This window comes from Streptomyces sp. NPDC047017, from assembly GCF_040644175.1.
In the GTDB taxonomy this organism is placed as follows: domain Bacteria; phylum Actinomycetota; class Actinomycetes; order Streptomycetales; family Streptomycetaceae; genus Streptomyces.
In genome coordinates this window covers 119,370-135,259 of record NZ_JBEYVW010000022.1, presented here as the reverse complement: position 1 = coordinate 135,259, position 15,890 = coordinate 119,370, and the positions used below count along the sequence as shown (strand labels likewise).

The 15,890-nt window shown below is 72.7% G+C and carries 13 protein-coding genes; 5 read left to right on the top strand and 8 right to left on the bottom strand.

The window, feature by feature from the left end; all coding sequences use genetic code 11:
• Positions 1–183: 183 nt before the first annotated feature.
• Both ABZ858_RS30940 and ABZ858_RS30935 read left to right on the top strand, forming a co-directional pair.
• A complete protein-coding gene (locus ABZ858_RS30940) occupies positions 184–1,056 on the top strand; it encodes an NUDIX hydrolase (RefSeq protein ID WP_361385966.1) in 873 nt (290 codons plus the stop codon).
• 31 nt (positions 1,057–1,087) lie between these two features.
• A complete protein-coding gene (locus ABZ858_RS30935) occupies positions 1,088–1,918 on the top strand; it encodes an MBL fold metallo-hydrolase (protein ID WP_361385963.1) in 831 nt (276 codons plus the stop codon).
• A 96-nt stretch (positions 1,919–2,014) separates the two neighbouring features.
• On the opposite strand, the gene ABZ858_RS30930 is transcribed toward ABZ858_RS30935, so the two are convergent.
• Both ABZ858_RS30930 and ABZ858_RS30925 read right to left on the bottom strand, forming a co-directional pair.
• Positions 2,015–2,767 carry a nucleotidyltransferase domain-containing protein gene (locus ABZ858_RS30930; RefSeq protein ID WP_361385960.1) on the bottom strand — a complete coding sequence of 251 codons (753 nt, stop codon included), beginning with the start codon at positions 2,765–2,767 and terminating at the stop codon, positions 2,015–2,017.
• 89 nt (positions 2,768–2,856) lie between these two features.
• Positions 2,857–3,531, bottom strand: coding sequence for a Crp/Fnr family transcriptional regulator (locus ABZ858_RS30925; protein ID WP_009189818.1), 675 nt, complete (start codon positions 3,529–3,531; stop codon positions 2,857–2,859).
• A gap of 334 nt (positions 3,532–3,865) precedes the next feature.
• On the opposite strand from ABZ858_RS30925, the gene nth reads away from it, so the two are divergent.
• The 3 genes from nth to ABZ858_RS30910 all read left to right on the top strand — a co-directional run bounded on the left by nth (position 3,866) and on the right by ABZ858_RS30910 (position 7,153).
• Positions 3,866–4,960 carry an endonuclease III gene (gene nth, locus ABZ858_RS30920; RefSeq protein ID WP_361385957.1) on the top strand — a complete coding sequence of 365 codons (1,095 nt, stop codon included), beginning with the start codon at positions 3,866–3,868 and terminating at the stop codon, positions 4,958–4,960.
• 76 nt (positions 4,961–5,036) lie between these two features.
• On the top strand, positions 5,037–5,828 hold the full coding sequence (locus ABZ858_RS30915; protein ID WP_361385954.1) for a CoA pyrophosphatase: 792 nt from the start codon (positions 5,037–5,039) through the stop codon (positions 5,826–5,828).
• Positions 5,829–5,953: 125 nt separating this feature from the next.
• Positions 5,954–7,153: a MarP family serine protease gene (locus ABZ858_RS30910; RefSeq protein WP_361385951.1), complete on the top strand. Its 1,200-nt coding sequence runs from the start codon at positions 5,954–5,956 to the stop codon at positions 7,151–7,153.
• Positions 7,154–7,177: 24 nt separating this feature from the next.
• Here ABZ858_RS30910 and ABZ858_RS30905 read toward each other — a convergent pair whose 3' ends face one another.
• From ABZ858_RS30905 to ABZ858_RS30880, 6 genes are all read right to left on the bottom strand, one after another.
• Positions 7,178–7,357, bottom strand: coding sequence for a hypothetical protein (locus tag ABZ858_RS30905; protein WP_361385948.1), 180 nt, complete (start codon positions 7,355–7,357; stop codon positions 7,178–7,180).
• A gap of 171 nt (positions 7,358–7,528) precedes the next feature.
• The gene (locus ABZ858_RS30900; protein ID WP_361385945.1) at positions 7,529–8,479 is read right to left on the bottom strand and encodes an alpha/beta hydrolase; all 951 of its coding nucleotides are present in this window, start codon (positions 8,477–8,479) and stop codon (positions 7,529–7,531) included.
• Positions 8,476–8,970: a phage holin family protein gene (locus tag ABZ858_RS30895; protein ID WP_361385942.1), complete on the bottom strand. Its 495-nt coding sequence runs from the start codon at positions 8,968–8,970 to the stop codon at positions 8,476–8,478. Before ABZ858_RS30895 ends, ABZ858_RS30900 begins: the two co-directional genes overlap by 4 nt.
• A 77-nt stretch (positions 8,971–9,047) precedes the next feature.
• Positions 9,048–10,511: a Na+/H+ antiporter NhaA gene (nhaA, locus tag ABZ858_RS30890; protein WP_361385939.1), complete on the bottom strand. Its 1,464-nt coding sequence runs from the start codon at positions 10,509–10,511 to the stop codon at positions 9,048–9,050.
• A gap of 395 nt (positions 10,512–10,906) precedes the next feature.
• On the bottom strand, positions 10,907–12,862 hold the full coding sequence (gene acs / locus ABZ858_RS30885) for an acetate--CoA ligase (RefSeq protein ID WP_361385936.1): 1,956 nt from the start codon (positions 12,860–12,862) through the stop codon (positions 10,907–10,909).
• 269 nt (positions 12,863–13,131) lie between these two features.
• Positions 13,132–15,744: a SulP family inorganic anion transporter gene (locus ABZ858_RS30880; protein ID WP_361385933.1), complete on the bottom strand. Its 2,613-nt coding sequence runs from the start codon at positions 15,742–15,744 to the stop codon at positions 13,132–13,134.
• Between the last annotated feature and the right edge of the window lie 146 nt (positions 15,745–15,890).

The following is a 15,890-nucleotide window of genomic DNA, read 5'->3' as shown; positions in this document are numbered from 1 at the left end:
GGTCCTGGGAGTCCCGGCCCGGGAGCCCTGGACCAGCTCGGGGGACCTTGGTCCGGGCCCGCGAAGCAGCTCGGGGGGCCTTGGCCCGGGACCCCGGACCAGCTCGGGGACCTCGGCCCCGGGGCCTCTCGAACAACTCGGGGACCTCTCGAACATTCGCGTGGCACGGGATAGCCTCCGCCCATGGCGAATGGGCAGTGGTTCCCCCCGGACTGGCCGGACCGCATCCGCGCGCTCGCGGACGGCAGCCTGACCCCGGTCACGCCGAGGCGCGCGGCCACCGTCATGCTCCTGCGGGACACCGACGCCGGTCTCGCCGTGCACATGCTGCGCAGACGCGCCTCCATGGCCTTCGCCGGGGGCGCGTACGCGTATCCCGGCGGGGGCGTCGACCCGCGCGACGACGACCACCAGGTGCGCTGGGCGGGTCCCACGCGCGCGTGGTGGGCCGACCGGCTCGGCGTGGACGCGACGGCGGCCCAGGCGCTCGTCTGCGCGGCCGTCCGGGAGACGTACGAGGAGGCGGGCGTCCTGCTCGCCGGCCCGGACCCGGACTCCGTCGTCGGCGACACCACCGGTCCCGACTGGGAGGCCGACCGCGCCGCCCTGGTCGCGCGTGAGCTGTCCTTCGCGCGGTTCCTGGACCGCAGGGGCCTGACCCTGCGCTCGGACCTGCTGGGCGCGTGGACACGGTGGATCACCCCCGAGTTCGAGTCCCGCCGCTACGACACCTGGTTCTTCGTGGCCGCCCTCCCCGAGGGGCAGCGCACCCGTAACGCCTCCACGGAGGCCGACCGCACCGTGTGGATCCGCCCCGGTGACGCCGCGGCCGGATACGACCGGGGCGAGCTGCTGATGCTGCCGCCCACCGTCTCCACCCTGCGCCAGCTCATCGGCTACGGCAGTCCCGCCGAGGCGCTCGGGGCGGCCCGCGAGCGCGACCTGACCCCCGTGCTGGCCCGGGCCCGCCTGGTGGCCGACGAGGTCGTCCTGACCTGGCCGGGCCACGACGAGTTCACCCGGCGCATCCCGGCCGACGGCACGGCGCCCGCATGACCGACGTCCAAGGAGAGGAAGGCCCCCTCGCATGACGGACGCAGCAGCGCTCCCCGGCCGGCCCCGGGGCGGCGTCCTCACCGGTCCCGTCACCGCGCGGGCCGTCAACGTCCTCGCGCCCAACGCCTCCGCCATGACCCTGGACGGCACCAACACCTGGATCGTCTCCGAGCCCGGCTCCGACCTGGCGGTGGTGATCGACCCGGGCCCGCTGGACGAGGGGCACCTGGGCGCCGTCGTCGACACCGCCGGGAAGGCGGGCAAGCGGATAGCCCTGACCCTGCTCACCCACGGCCACCCGGACCACGCGGAGGGCGCCGCCCGCTTCGCCGAGCTGACCCGCACGCGCGTGCGTGCCCTCGATCCGGCGCTGCGGCTGGGCGACGAGGGCCTGGCGGCCGGGGACGTGATCGCGGTGGGCGGCCTGGAACTGCGGGTCGTGCCGACCCCCGGACACACCGCCGACTCGCTCTGCTTCCACCTCCCGGCCGACCGGGCGGTCCTCACCGGCGACACGATCCTGGGGCGGGGCACGACGGTGGTCGCCCACCCCGACGGCCGCCTCGGCGACTACCTGGACTCGCTGCGCCGGCTCAGGTCGCTCACGGTCGACGACGGCGTGCACACGGTCCTGCCGGGCCACGGCCCGGTCCTGGAGGACGCGCAGGGCGCCGTGGAGTTCTACCTGGCCCACCGCGCCCACCGGCTCGCCCAGGTCGAGACGGCCGTCGAGGACGGCCACCGCACCCCGGCCGACGTCGTCGCCCATGTGTACGCCGACGTGGACCGCTCCCTGTGGCCGGCGGCGGAGCTGTCGGTGCGGGCGCAGCTGGAGTACCTGCGGGAGCACGGGCTGATCTGATCGGCCCTCGGGTGAAACGGGTCCTTGGACGAACGGTCCCCCGGGTGAAGCGGGTCCTCGGACGAACGGTCCCGGGTGGACGGCCCTCGGGCTCGGTCAGGGTCTGGGCGGCGTCTTGACGCCGTGCACGCGCGCGTACTCCCCGGCCGGCCAGGGCCCCAGGTCGTCGACGTAGCAGCGCGGCACGGTGGCGTCGCCGGTCGGCTCGTACCCGCGTACGGCCGCCGCGCTCAGCTGCGCGGCGCGCTCCGGGTAGTACGCCCCGAAGGCGGCGGCCATCTCGCGCAGGTCGCTGGTCCAGCCCTGCCAACGGGCCATGACCAGGGTGAATCCCGTCCGCACGAGGTGGCGGGACATGGACCGCATCAGGGGCCTGCGGGCCTCCTCGGTGTCCTCGGCCGCGGCGATCCGGGTCCGCCACCGGGGGAGGAGCAGGGCCAGGTCCCCGTTGGTCTCGCGGGCGAGCAGCGGGTCGCCGGGGCGGTAGCGGGGCAGGCGGGCGGCGAGATCCTCACCGAGCAGCGGGGTGCACAGGCAGGCCACGAACCAGCCCATGTCGTACCGCTCCGGGGTGCTCAGCAGCCCGTCCCGGCTGTGGAGCAGGAGACCGGCACCGTCGATCTGGGCGAACTCCCGGTCGAGTGCCGTGCCGAGCGCCCGGGCCTCCTGCCGGTCGGCGTCCGCCGGCTCGTCCCGCAGGACGACCAGCAGGTCGAGGCCGCTGCGGCCCACGCGCGCGGTGCCCCGGGGGATCGACCCGTAGAGGTAGGCGCTGTGCAGCCGCTCTCCATAGACCCGCGGCAGCCGGTCACGGGCCGCCGCGACGACGGGCCGGAAGGCGTCCGGCACGCGCGCGAGAGATCCCTCGCGCGCGATGTATCCCCCCGCGGTCAGGCCCCGGCGGTGACCGGGCACGGCCGCGGGACGGGCCTGCGGGGTCAGCGCGACCTCTTGGCCAGCCGCTCCACGTCCAGCAGGATGACGGCGCGCGCCTCCAGGCGCAGCCAGCCGCGCTGGGCGAAGTCGGCCAGGGCCTTGTTGACCGTCTCGCGGGACGCGCCGACCAGCTGGGCCAGCTCCTCCTGCGTCAGGTCGTGCACGACGTGGATGCCCTCCTCGGACTGCACGCCGAAGCGCCGGGAGAGGTCCAGCAGCGCGCGGGCGACCCGGCCCGGCACGTCGGAGAAGACCAGGTCGGACATCTGGTCGTTGGTCTTGCGCAGCCGCCGGGCGACGGCGCGCAGCAGGGCGCCGGCCACCTCGGGCCGCACGTTCAGCCAGGGCTGGAGGTCGCCGTGGCCCAGGGCGAGCAGCTTGACCTCGGTCAGCGCGGTCGCCGTCGCGGTGCGCGGGCCCGGGTCGAAGAGCGACAGCTCGCCGATCAGCTCACCGGGGCCCACGACGGCGAGCATGTTCTCGCGGCCGTCGGGGGAGGTGCGGTGCAGCTTGACCTTGCCCTCGGTGACCACGTACAGGCGGTCGCCCGGGTCGCCCTCGTGGAACAGCGAGTCGCCACGGGCGAGGGTCACCTCCGTCATGGAGGCGCGAAGCTCCGCGGCCTGCTCGTCGTCGAGCGCCGCGAAGAGCGGATTGCGCCGCAGAACGTCGTCCACGAGTTCTCTCCTTGTCGACCTGCTCAGGGGATCTTGTCCCCTGTTGCCAGGGGTCCGTGTTCCCCATTTTGCCGGACGGTCCAAACAGTGTGATCTGTCACAAGGATGCCGTACAGGTGTCCCGGGGTACGCGGCAGGGGTCCGATCGGACGCCGGTCTCCGGGGTTCGGGGCGGTTGCCGGTGCCGGGCCTCTAGGCTGGCCGGGTGTCCGAATCGCCGGTGAGAGCACAGGCCGAGGGGGCTGCGCGGGTGGTTGTACGTCAGGATTCCGCCGTGGGCGAACACGCGCCCGAGGGCGATGGTGAAGCGGCAAAAGCGACGAAAAGGGCACCTGTGAAGAAGGCTCCCGCGAAGAAGACCGCGGCGGAGAAGGCTCCTGCGGAGAAGACGCCGGCGAAGAAGGCAGTGGCGAAGAAGGCAGTGGCGAAGAAGGCAGTGGCGAAGAAGGCGGCCGGCGGCAAGAAGGCGACTGCCGGAAAGGCGACTGCCGGGAAGACCAACGGCGGAAGGACCACCGCCGGGAAGGCAGCCGCCGCGAAGGCCCCCGCGAAGAAGGCCGTACCCCCCAAGAAGGCGGTCGTCGCCCCGCAGAAGGCCGCCGCGGCCGTGGCGGACGCCTCGCCCGTGAAGACGGTCGCCGCGAAGTCCCCGAAGGGCGAGTCGCACACGGCCCTGGTCCGCCGCGCCCGCCGGATCAACCGCGAACTCGCCGAGGTGTACCCGTACGCCCACCCCGAACTGGACTTCGAGAACCCGTTCCAGCTGCTGGTCGCCACGGTCCTGTCCGCGCAGACCACCGACCTGCGGGTCAACCAGACCACGCCCGCGCTGTTCGCCAAGTACCCGGCCCCGGAGGACCTGGCCGCCGCCAACCCCGAGGAGGTCGAGGAGATCCTGCGGCCCTGCGGCTTCTTCCGGGCCAAGACCAAGTCGGTCATGGGCCTGTCCAAGGCGCTGGTGGAGGAGTTCGGCGGCGAGGTGCCGGGCCGCCTGGAGGACCTCGTCACGCTGCCCGGCGTCGGGCGCAAGACGGCCTTCGTGGTGCTGGGGAACGCCTTCGGCCGCCCCGGCATCACCGTGGACACGCACTTCCAGCGGCTGGTGCGGCGCTGGCAGTGGACCGAGGAGACCGACCCCGGCAAGATCGAGGCGGCCGTCGGCGCGCTCTTCCCCAAGAGCGAGTGGACCATGCTCTCGCACCATGTGATCTTCCACGGCCGCCGCATCTGCCACGCCCGCAAGCCCGCCTGCGGCGCCTGCCCCATCGCGCCGCTCTGCCCGGCGTACGGCGAGGGCGAGACCGATCCGGAGAAGGCGAAGAAGCTGCTGAAGTACGAGAAGGGCGGCTTCCCCGGCCAGCGCCTCAAGCCCCCGCAGTCCTACCTCGACGCGGGCGGCATCCCGGCACCGCCGCTGGCGGCCGGATGACCGGGACGGAACGATCTCGGAGCCCTCGGGCGTTGGACACGGCAGAACGGCGGCGGCGCCGGGAACAGGGGCGGCGATGACGAGAGCGAGCGACACGACGCACGGAACGGCGAGCGCCACGGGGCACGGGACAGCGCGCGGAACGGCGAGCGCGGCAGCACAGGGAACGGCCCGGCAGACGGCGCGCGGCGCGCAAGCCGCCCCGGTGGCGCTCAGCGCGGAGGGCCTGCCCGAGTGGCTGGACCCGGTGGTGCGGGTGGCCGAGACGGTCCAGCCCGTCCAGCTGAGCCGCTTCCTGCCGCCCGAGGACGGCGCGGGGCGCCAGTCCGCCGTGCTCGTCCTGTTCGGCGAGGGCGAGCGCGGCCCCGAGCTGCTGCTCATGGAGCGGGCGAGTTCGCTGCGCTCCCACGCCGGTCAGCCCTCCTTCCCCGGCGGGGCGCTCGACCCCGAGGACGGCGACCCGCAGGGCGAGGGCCCGCTGCGGGCCGCGCTGCGCGAGGCCGAGGAGGAGACCGGGCTCGATCCGGACGGCGTACAGCTGTTCGGTGTGCTGCCGCGGCTCTACATCCCGGTCAGCGGCTTCGTCGTCACCCCCGTGCTCGGCTGGTGGCGTGTGCCCAGCCCGGTGGACGTCGTCGATCCGGCCGAGACCGCCCGGGTCTTCACGGTCCCCGTGGCGGATCTCACGCACCCGGGCAACCGCGCGACGACGGTCCACCCCAGCGGGCACCGAGGCCCGGCATTCCTGGTCGAATCGGCGCTCGTGTGGGGCTTCACCGCGGGCATCATCGACCGTCTGCTGCACTACGCGGGCTGGGAGTTGCCGTGGGACCGCGGCAAGCAGGTCCCGCTCGACTGGAGGTCATGACAGGGTGAACCCGTGCCGTTCGGGCGGGAGCCCGCGAGGACGCCGTGTCCTGCTCCCGACCGCGTGGCGGGCCGGGCCCCGGCCGACCTGTGTGACCGGAAGACGATGAGGCGAGGCTCGACGCAGTGAACGTGCTGGACATCCTGCTGCTGCTCGCCGCCGTGTGGTTCGCGGTCATCGGTTACCGCCAGGGCTTCGTCGTGGGCATCCTGTCGGTGCTCGGCTTCCTCGGCGGCGGCCTGATCGCCGTGTACACGCTCCCGGTGGTCTGGGACGCCGTCACGGACGACACCCCCGTCGGCACCACCGCGGCCGTCGTCGCGGTCATCGTCGTGATCATCTGTGCCTCGGTCGGCCAGGCCCTGACCACCCACCTCGGCAACAAGCTGCGGGTGCACATCACCTGGTCCCCGGCCCGCGCCCTGGACGCGACCGGCGGTGCCGTGGTCAACGTCGCCGCCCTGCTGTTCGTCGCCTGGCTGATCGCCTCGCTGCTGGCCGCCACCGCGATACCGACCGTCCGCAAGGAGGTGCGCGGCTCCCGGGTGCTCATCGGCGTCTCCGACGTCCTGCCCGAGCAGGCCAACAGCTGGTTCAAGGACTTCACCTCGGTCCTCGCGCGCAACGGCTTCCCGCAGGTGTTCAGCCCGTTCGCCGACGAGCCCATCACCGACGTCCGGCCGCCGGACCCGGCGCTGCGCAACAGCGCCGTCGCCGCCCGCGCCCAGCGCTCCGTCGTCAAGGTCGTGGGCACCGCGCACGGCTGCGGCAAGGTGCTGGAGGGCAGCGGCTTCGTCTTCGGCGACCGCCGGGTCATGACCAACGCGCACGTGGTCGGCGGCGTCGACGAACCCACCGTCCAGATAGGCGGCGAGGGCAGGAAGTACGACGCCAAGGTCGTCCTGTACGACTGGCGCCGCGACATCGCCGTGCTCGACGTGCCGGACCTGAAGGCGCCCGCGCTCCAGTTCACCGGCACGGACGCGCACAGCGGGGACAGCGCGATCGTCGCCGGCTTCCCGGAGAACGGCTCGTACGACGTGCGCGCCGCGCGCGTGCGCGGGCGCATCACCGCCAGCGGCCCGGACATCTACCACCGCGGCACCGTCCGCCGTGACGTCTACTCGCTCTACGCGACCGTCCGCCAGGGCAACTCCGGCGGCCCGCTGCTCACCACGGACGGCCGGGTGTACGGCGTGGTGTTCGCCAAGTCCCTCGACGACGCCGAGACCGGCTACGCGCTCACGGCCGACGAGATCGAGCAGGACATCGCCCGGGGCCGCACCGCCACCCAGCAGGTGGACAGCGACAACTGCGCGATGTAGCGCCGCGGCGGGGCCGGCGGCGGATCAGGTGCGCGGGTGGCGCAGCCGTACCGAGACCCAGCGGGCCCGGCGGCGCAGAATGAGGGGAATGCCCACCCGCGGGTCGGCGTCCGTCAGTTGCCGGGCATCCCCGTGCAGGGATCCCGGTCCGCTCGCCGAACGGCGGGTGCGTGCTACGTCACTGTAGTCGTGCGTCCAGCCCATACCCCGACGTCTGCCCCCGCCCCAAGGTCCATAACCTCCCAGGGGTGCGCGAATTGGCTTATGCGCCGGGCAATTGGCCGTTCGGAGAACAGCTGTTCACGTCCGGATACCGGGCGGACCGCCCACATCACCGGACCGCCACGTCACCGGACCGGTCACCGGGCGCCGCCGTCAGCGGTCCGGCTCGGGGTCCTTCAGCCAGTTGATCAGCTCGGTGGAGAACGCCGCCGGGTCCTCCTCGTGCGGGAAGTGCCCCAGCCCGTCGAACAGCCGCCAGCGGTACGGGGCCTCCACGTACTCACCGGAACCGGCGGCGCTGCGGGTGCGCTGCACGGGGTCGAGGGAGCCGTGCAGATGCAGCGTGGGCACGAGCACCGGACGTTTCATCCGACGGTAGAACTGGATGCCGTCCGGGCGGGCCAGCGAGCGCACCAGCCAGCGGTACGGCTCGACCGAGCAGTGCGCCGTCGACGGGATGCACATGGCCCTGCGGTACGTCTCCACCGCCTCGTCGTCCGGCAGCCGCGGCCCCGACCAGTCCCGTACCAGCCGGGCCACCAGCGCGCCGTCGTCCGCGGTGAGCTGCCGTTCGGGGACCCAGGGCCGCTGGAACCCCCAGATGTAGGAACTCGCGGCGGTCTGCCGGACGTCCGAGAGCATCGCCGAGCGCCAGCGCCGCGGGTGCGGCATGGAGGCCACGGCCAGGCGCCGCACCAGCTTGGGGCGCATCGCCGCCGCCGTCCACGCCAGGTAGCCGCCGAGGTCGTGGCCGACCAGGGCCGCGTCCGGCTCGCCCAGCGAACGGATCACGCCGGTGACGTCGAGGGCCAGGCCCGCCGGGTCGTAGCCGCGCGGTGTGCGGTCGCTGCCGCCCACGCCCCGCAGGTCCATCGCCACGGCCCGGAAGCCGGCGTCCGCGAGGGCGGTCAGCTGGTGCCGCCAGGTCCACCAGAACTGCGGGAAGCCGTGCAGCAGCAGCACCAGCGGCCCCTCGCCCAGCTCGGCGATGTGGAAGCGGGCGCCGTTGGCGGCGACGTCCCGGTGCGTCACCTTCCGGTCGCCGGGCACGTCGATCCGTACGACCGAGGTCGATTGCGCCGAGGGAGTGGCGGGGTCCGTCATGAGGACGAGCGTGCCACAGCCTCGATGGCCTGCGGTGCCCGGTCCTCCAGCACGGGGGTCTGCGGACGCGGGTGCGGCTTGGCGTTCTGGAGCACACCGGCCGTCTGCTTCATCGAGGCGGCCACTTTCTGGGGGCCCTTGCCCTTCTTGGCCTTCTTCGCGAAGACGGTGCCGAGCAGCCCGAGGAGGACGGCGATCAGCACATTGGCCGCGAAGGACAGCAGGAAGCACCAGCCGAGGTTCCAGCCGCTCCAGGTGCGGATGCCGTACGCCAGGGCGAAGTTGAGCATCGGGAGCGAGAACAGCAGGATGGCGCCGGCCACCGAGAACGCGCCGCCGCTGACCGCGCCGCGCTTGACGTCCTGCTTCAGCTGGGCCTTGGCCAACGCGATCTCGTCGTGCACCAGCGCCGACATCTCCGCCGTGGCCGAGGCGAACAGCTGGCCGATGCTGCGTTCGGCGCCGACCGGGCTGCCGTCGGGTGCGCTCATCGCGGGTCTCCCTTTTCTGCTCTTCTGCCTGACTCTGCGATCCAGTACGGTCCAGCTTTTTGTACCGTCCCGTCAGATCATGCCGGACTGTCGTTCTGCTCGCCTGCCCCGCCCGGCACTTCGGCAAGCCGCTGTGCCCGTTCGGCCGCCTTCTCCGCCGCCTGCTCCTTCGCCTTCTCCTCGGCGAGCCGGCGGTGCTCGGCGGCCTTGCGTTCGAGGATCGCGGCCATGCGCAGGTGGTAGGCGGGGTCGTCCTGCGCGTACACGTCCGGGACGCCGTCGAGGTCGTCGTCGCGGTCCTCGGCCTCGCACAGCCGGCGGTAGCGGGCGTTGCGCATCCGGAGCAGGACCGTCGCGAGCGCCGCCGCGATCACGGAGCCGGTGAGGACGGCGGCCTTGACCTCGTCCGTCAGCGCCGCGTCGCCGGTGAAGGCGAGTTCGCCGATGAGCAGCGAGACGGTGAAGCCGATCCCGGCGAGCGTGGCGAGCGCGAACACGTCCGGCCAGGCCAGTTCGTCGCTGAGCGAGGCCCTGGTGAAGCGGGCGGTGAGCCAGGTCCCGCCGAAGATGCCGACCGTCTTGCCGACGACCAGGGCGAGGACGACGCCGAGCGTCTCGGGCCGGGTGAACACGTCCGCCAGCGCCCCGCCGGAGACGGACACCCCCGCGCTGAACAGCGCGAACAGCGGAACCGCCAGACCCGCCGACAGCGGCCGTACGAGATGCTCGATGTGCTCGCCGGGAGAACGCTCCTCGCCCTCGCGGGTGGTGCAGCGCAGCATCAGGCCCATCGCGACGCCCGCGATGGTGGCGTGCACGCCGCTGTTGTACATCAGCCCCCACACGACCAGCGCGAGCGGCACGTACACGTACCAGCCGCGCACGCCCTTGCGCAGCAGCACCCAGAAGACGGCCAGGCCCACGAAGGCCCCGCCGAGGGCGGCGAAGTCCAGCCGGTCGGTGAAGAAGATTGCGATGATCAGGATCGCGCACAGGTCGTCGACGACGGCCAGGGTGAGCAGGAAGGCGCGCAGGGCACTGGGCAGCGAGGTGCCGATGACCGCCAGCACGGCCAGCGCGAACGCGATGTCGGTGGCGGTCGGCACCGCCCAGCCGCCCAGCGAGCCGCCGCCGGCGAGGTTGGTGAGGGCGTAGACGGCCGCCGGGGCCGCCATGCCGCACAGCGCCGCGACCACCGGCAGCGCGGCCGCCCGGGCGTCGCGCAGGTCGCCCGCGACCAGCTCACGCTTGAGTTCGATACCCGCGACGAAGAAGAAGACCGCGAGCAGCCCGTCGGCGGCCCAGTGCGCGACGGACAGGTGCAGGCCGAGGGCGGCGGGGCCGAGGGGGAAGTGGCCGACGCTCTCGTAGCTCGCGCGCAGGGCCGGGACGTTCGCCCACACCAGCGCGGCGATCGCGGCGAACAGCAACAGCATGCCCCCGACGGTCTCGGTGCGCAGGGCGTCCGCCACGAAGGTCCGCTCGGGCAGGGACAGGCGTCCAAGGACTTTACGGGCGGTGCTGGTGCGGGGGGTGGCCACGGGAACCTCCGGTCGGTGGGCAGCGCTGAGCACATGCCGACCAGACTTCCCGGCGCACCTGATTGAGGATCTTGTCGCGTCGTTGACGCTCTCTTGACTGTACCCAAAGTGCGGCGGGAGTGGTGGGTGCGGGTGGGACGCGGTGTGCGGGGGGAGTGGTGCGGGCGCGTAGGACGCGGTCTGCGGTGGGGGAGGTGATGGGTGGTGCGGGTTGTGGTGTGCGGTGGGGGAGGTGATGTGCGATACGAGACGTGGTGAGCGGTGGGGGAGGTGATGAGTGATGCGGGTTGTGGTGTGCGCGCGGATGCGGGAAGGGGCACCCGGCGGCGTGTATCTGCCGCCGGGTGCCCCTTCCGCTCGCGCTCCATGCGCGAAGCGGTCCGCGGGACGCGCGCTCAGTCCTCGCTGGGCGCCGAGGGGAGCTGGGACTGGATGAGGTCCATGACCGCGGAGTCCGTCAGGGTCGTGACGTCTCCGAGCTGCCGGTTCTCCGCCACGTCGCGCAGCAGGCGGCGCATGATCTTCCCGGAACGGGTCTTCGGCAGCTCCGCGACCGGCAGGACCCGCTTGGGCTTCGCGATCGGCCCGAGCGTGCTGCCGACGTGGTTGCGCAGCTCGTCGACCAGCCCCTCGCTCTCCGCGGCCGAACCGCGCAGGATCACGAAGGCCACGATCGCCTGCCCGGTCGTCTCGTCCGCCGCGCCGACCACCGCCGCCTCGGCGACCGAGGGGTGGGCGACGAGCGCGGACTCGACCTCGGTGGTGGAGATGTTGTGGCCGGAGACCAGCATCACGTCGTCCACGCGGCCGAGCAGCCAGATGTCGCCGTCGTCGTCCTTCTTCGCGCCGTCACCGGCGAAGTACCGGCCCTCGAAGCGGGACCAGTAGGTGTCCAGGAAGCGCTGGTCGTCGCCCCAGATGGTGCGCAGCATCGACGGCCACGGCTCGGTGAGCACCAGGTAGCCACCGCCGCCGTCGGGCACCTCGTTGGCCTCGTCGTCCACGACGGTCGCGCTGATGCCGGGCAGCGGGCGCTGCGCCGAGCCCGGCTTGGCCTCGGTCACGCCCGGCAGCGGGGAGATCATCATGGCGCCGGTCTCCGTCTGCCACCAGGTGTCGACGACCGGGGTCCGGTCCCCGCCGATGTTCTTGCGGTACCAGATCCACGCCTCCGGGTTGATCGGCTCGCCCACCGAGCCGAGCACGCGCAGGGAGGACAGGTCGAACTTCGCGGGGATGTCGTCGCCCCACTTCATGAACGTCCGGATCGCGGTCGGCGCCGTGTACAGGATGGACACCTTGTACTTCTGGACGATCTCCCAGAACCGGCCCTGGTGCGGGGTGTCGGGCGTGCCCTCGTACATCACCTGCGTACCGCCGTTGGCCAGCGGGCCGTACACGATGTACGAGTGACCGGTGACCCAGCCGACGTCGGCCGTGCACCAGTACACGTCCGTCTCCGGCTTGAGGTCGAAGACGGCCCAGTGCGTGTACGCGGCCTGCGTGAGGTAGCCGCCGGAGGTGTGCAGGATGCCCTTGGGCCTGCCCGTGGTGCCCGAGGTGTAGAGGATGAACAGCGGGTGCTCGGCCTCGAACGCCTCCGGGGTGTGCTCCGCCGACTGCCCGCCGACGACCTCGTGCCACCACAGGTCGCGGCTGTCGTCCCAGGCGACGTCCTGGCCGGTGCGCCGGACCACGAGGACGTTGCGGACGCCGTCCACGCGGCCGACCGCCTCGTCGACGGCCGGCTTGAGCGCGGACGGCTTGCCGCGCCGGTAGCCGCCGTCGGCCGTGATCACGACCTTGGCGTCGGCGTCCTGGATACGGGTGGCGAGCGCGTCCGCCGAGAAGCCGCCGAAGACGACCGAGTGCGCCGCGCCGATGCGGGCGCAGGCCAGCATCGCGACCGCCGTCTCCGGGATCATCGGCATGTAGATCGCGACCCGGTCGCCCTTCTGGACGCCCAGCTCGGTGAGGGCGTTCGCGGCCCGGGAGACCTCGTCCTTCAGCTCGGCGTAGGTGATGGCCCGGCTGTCGCCCGGCTCGCCTTCGAAGTGGATGGCGACCCGGTCGCCGTTGCCGGCCTCCACATGCCGGTCCACGCAGTTGTACGCCACATTGAGCGTGCCGTCCTTGAACCACTTGGCGAACGGCGGATTCGACCAGTCCAGGGTCTCGGTCGGCTCCTTGGCCCAGGTCAGCCTGCGGGCCTGCTCGGCCCAGAAGCCGAGCCTGTCAGCCTTGGCCTGTTCGTACGCCTCTGCCGTGACGTTGGCGTTGGCGGCCAGGTCAGCGGGCGGCGCGAAGCGTCGCTCCTCCTTCAAGAGGTTGGCCAGGCTTTCGTTGCTCACGACATCTCCCTTTCCCAGGGTGTCCGTTGTGTCCCAGGCCACAGCTCATCAGACCCGGGGGTCCGATGACAAGGGCCGACCGGTAATTGGTTTAGACCTGTTGTGAAGCGTTCGCACAGCTCCGGCGGTGGAGCGTGCGAGGTGGAAGGCGGTCGGTGGACGATGGCCGGTCGGCCGTTCCCGGGGGCGGCGCGCCTTCCGGATTCAGCATGGCCCCCGGGAACGGGACCGGCCATGCGGTCGGGGCGCGTGTCGGCGTGTGTCACCGGTCACGTCCGGACGCGCGGCTCCACCCCGGCCTCCACGGCCTCCACGGGCGCGAACACCTCCCCACCGGGCTCTCCTGTGAGGAGATACGCCTGCGCCTCGGCCATGTGGAAGTACATCCCGTGCAACTCCAGCGCGTCCCTCCGCAGCGCCCGGGCCACCGAGTCGTGAGCGCGCAGGTGGTCCAGCTGCTGGATGACATTGGCCAGGCACAGCTCCTCGACCGCGTCGGCGGGTGCGCGCCCGGACAGCCCGGGCCCGGACCCGGGTCGGCCGGAGCCGGCCATCCTCTCCAGACTGGGCATCCCGTGCCGCAGCCAGCGGCCGAGGGGGGTTCTGGCGTGTCCGGGGCCGGTGTCGGCGCCGGAGCCGGAGCAGGAGCCAGCGGTGGTGCTGTTGTCAGGGGCGGTGCTCGCGCCGGTGCCTTGGCTGGTGCCCGTGTTCAGCAGCGCCTGCATCGCCCCGCAGCCGGAGTGACCGCACACCGTGATGGAACGCACCCCGAGCACGTCCACCGCGTATTCGATCCCGGCCGCCACCGAGGCGTCGCCGCCGTTCGCCCCGGGGAGCGGCACGAGGTTGCCCACGTTGCGCACGACGAAGAGGTCGCCGGGGCCACTGGAGGTGATCATCGACGTGATCAGCCGGGAGTCGGCGCACGCGAGGAAGAGCTGCGACGGTTGCTGTCCCTCCCGAGCCAGCCGCGCCAGCTCGTCGCGCACATGCGGTGCGGTGGTCCGCTGGAACGCGCTGATCCCGCGCGCCAGCCGCGCCCTGCCGGGGCCTGGTCCCAGGGCCGCGCCGAGGCCCGTGGGCGTCTGCGCGTCCGCACCCGTCGCCGCTGCTGCTCCTACTCCTACTCCTGTTCCGGGCTTGGTATGTGCGCCGGAGTACGTACCTCGGCCTGCGTCCGTGCCCGTGCCCGTGTCGGTCCCTGTGTCCGTGGCCGCCCCCGCCCTCGTCCCTTCGTTCGGCGCCTGCCATGGTCCCGACCCGCACTGGTGGTTGCGCCAGGGTGTCCAGGGGCGGCAGCGGCATTCCGCTCCGGACGGGCCGGTGGGCTCGGCGAGGCGTACGCCGGTGCGGCCCGCGGTGAGCCGGACGGAACCGCCCCGCGCGGTGTGCGTCCGCTGCCAGTCCTGCAGCGTCTCGTACGCCGCGTGGTCCATGAAGGAGCCGTCCAGTTCGACGACCGCTTCGTCTCCGTGGGGCACGAGGTGCAGGACCCGGCTGAGGCGCGGCACCGCGAGGAAGGTCAACTGCCCGCGCACCCGCACATGATGGACCCCGTCCCGCTCTTCGTGGGTGATCCGGGTGCGGGTGAGGCGGCGCAGGGCGACGGCGACGGCCACGGCGACCCCGAGGCCCACGCCCTGGAGGACCCCGAGGACGACTACGCCGAGAGTGGTGACGGCGTACACCGCCGCTTCTCGGTGGCGGGTCACCGTGCGGATGTGGTGCAGGGACACCATCTGGATGCCGACGGCCATGACCAGGGCGGCGAGCGCGGCGAGCGGGACCAGCTCCAGGACGGGGACCATCAGCAGCGCGGCGGCCACCACGAGAACGCCGTGCAGCATCGTGGAGTTCCGGCTGACGGCACCCGCCCGCACGTTCGCCGAACTCCGTACGGCCACCCCCGCGACGGGCAGCCCGCCGAGTGCGCCGGAAACCACGTTGGCGGCTCCCTGGCCGAGCAGCTCGCGGTCCAGGTCCGAGCGGCCGAGGCGGGCGGCCGGTCCAGGGCGGCCGCCCGCCAGCTTGTCCACGGCGACGGCGCCGAGCAGCGACTGCACACTGCACACCAGCGTCGTGCTGAGCACGGCCGCGGCGATGCCGAGCACCGGTCCGTCGGGCAGTCCGGCGAGGGCGTGGCTGCGCCAGCTCGGCAGGTCGACCCTGGGCAGCACCAGCCCGGTCAGGGAGGCGGTGGCGGTGGCCCCGGCCACGGCGACGAGCGCGGCCGGCACTCTGCGCAGCCGGAGTCCGGCCCGGCCGGGAAGCCGCGGCCAGAGGAGCAGCAGGGCCAGGGTCAGCGCGCTGACGGCGACGGAGGCCGGGTCCAGGCGGGCCAACTGAGCAGGCAGCGCACCGAGGTTGGCGAGGACGGAACTCTGCGGGCTGCCGCCGAGGACGATGTGGACCTGAGCGACGGCGATGGTGACGCCGATGCCGGCGAGCATGCCGTGCACGACGGCGGGGCTGACAGCGAGCGCGCCACGGGCCACGCGCAGGCAGCCCAGGAGGAGTTGGGTCAGACCGGCGAGGACGGTGATGGCACAGGTCGTGCGCCATCCGTAGCGATGGATCAGGTCGGCGGTGACGACGGTGAGCCCGGCGGCAGGCCCGCTGACCTGGAGGGGGGAGCCGCCGAGCCGGCCGGCGACGAGGCCGCCCACGGCGGCGGCCATCAGGCCGGCGCGGAGCGGGGCGCCGGTGGCCAGCGCGATGCCGAGGGACAGCGGCAGGGCGATCAGGAAGACCGCGACGGCGGCCGACAGATCGGCGCCCGCCACCGGGAAGCGGCGCCGCCGGCGCGGAGGCGGGCTGTGCGGTGGGTGGGAGCGGTGGGACGGCGAGGAGTTGCTGGTGCGGAGGGGAACGCAGGCTGACATGTCTCACCCTTCCTCGGGAACGGCCGAACCAAAGCCGGGTAAAGCAAAAGTAATGCAACGTAAAGTCCTTGCATAGGTTTTCTGTGCGAATGGGGTATGCATTCACCTTCACGGGTGAAGTGAACTTTTTATCGGCTTGTCGTATT

Coding starts and splice junctions, on each gene's coding strand:
- ABZ858_RS30940 (WP_361385966.1), top strand. CDS start 184: ATGGCGAATGGGCAGTGGTTCCCCCCGGACTGGCCGGACCGCATCCGC.
- ABZ858_RS30935 (WP_361385963.1), top strand. CDS start 1,088: ATGACGGACGCAGCAGCGCTCCCCGGCCGGCCCCGGGGCGGCGTCCTC.
- ABZ858_RS30915 (WP_361385954.1), top strand. CDS start 5,037: ATGACGAGAGCGAGCGACACGACGCACGGAACGGCGAGCGCCACGGGG.
- ABZ858_RS30905 (WP_361385948.1), bottom strand. CDS start 7,357: ATGGGCTGGACGCACGACTACAGTGACGTAGCACGCACCCGCCGTTCG.
- ABZ858_RS30900 (WP_361385945.1), bottom strand. CDS start 8,479: ATGACGGACCCCGCCACTCCCTCGGCGCAATCGACCTCGGTCGTACGG.
- ABZ858_RS30895 (WP_361385942.1), bottom strand. CDS start 8,970: ATGAGCGCACCCGACGGCAGCCCGGTCGGCGCCGAACGCAGCATCGGC.
- ABZ858_RS30880 (WP_361385933.1), bottom strand. CDS start 15,744: ATGTCAGCCTGCGTTCCCCTCCGCACCAGCAACTCCTCGCCGTCCCAC.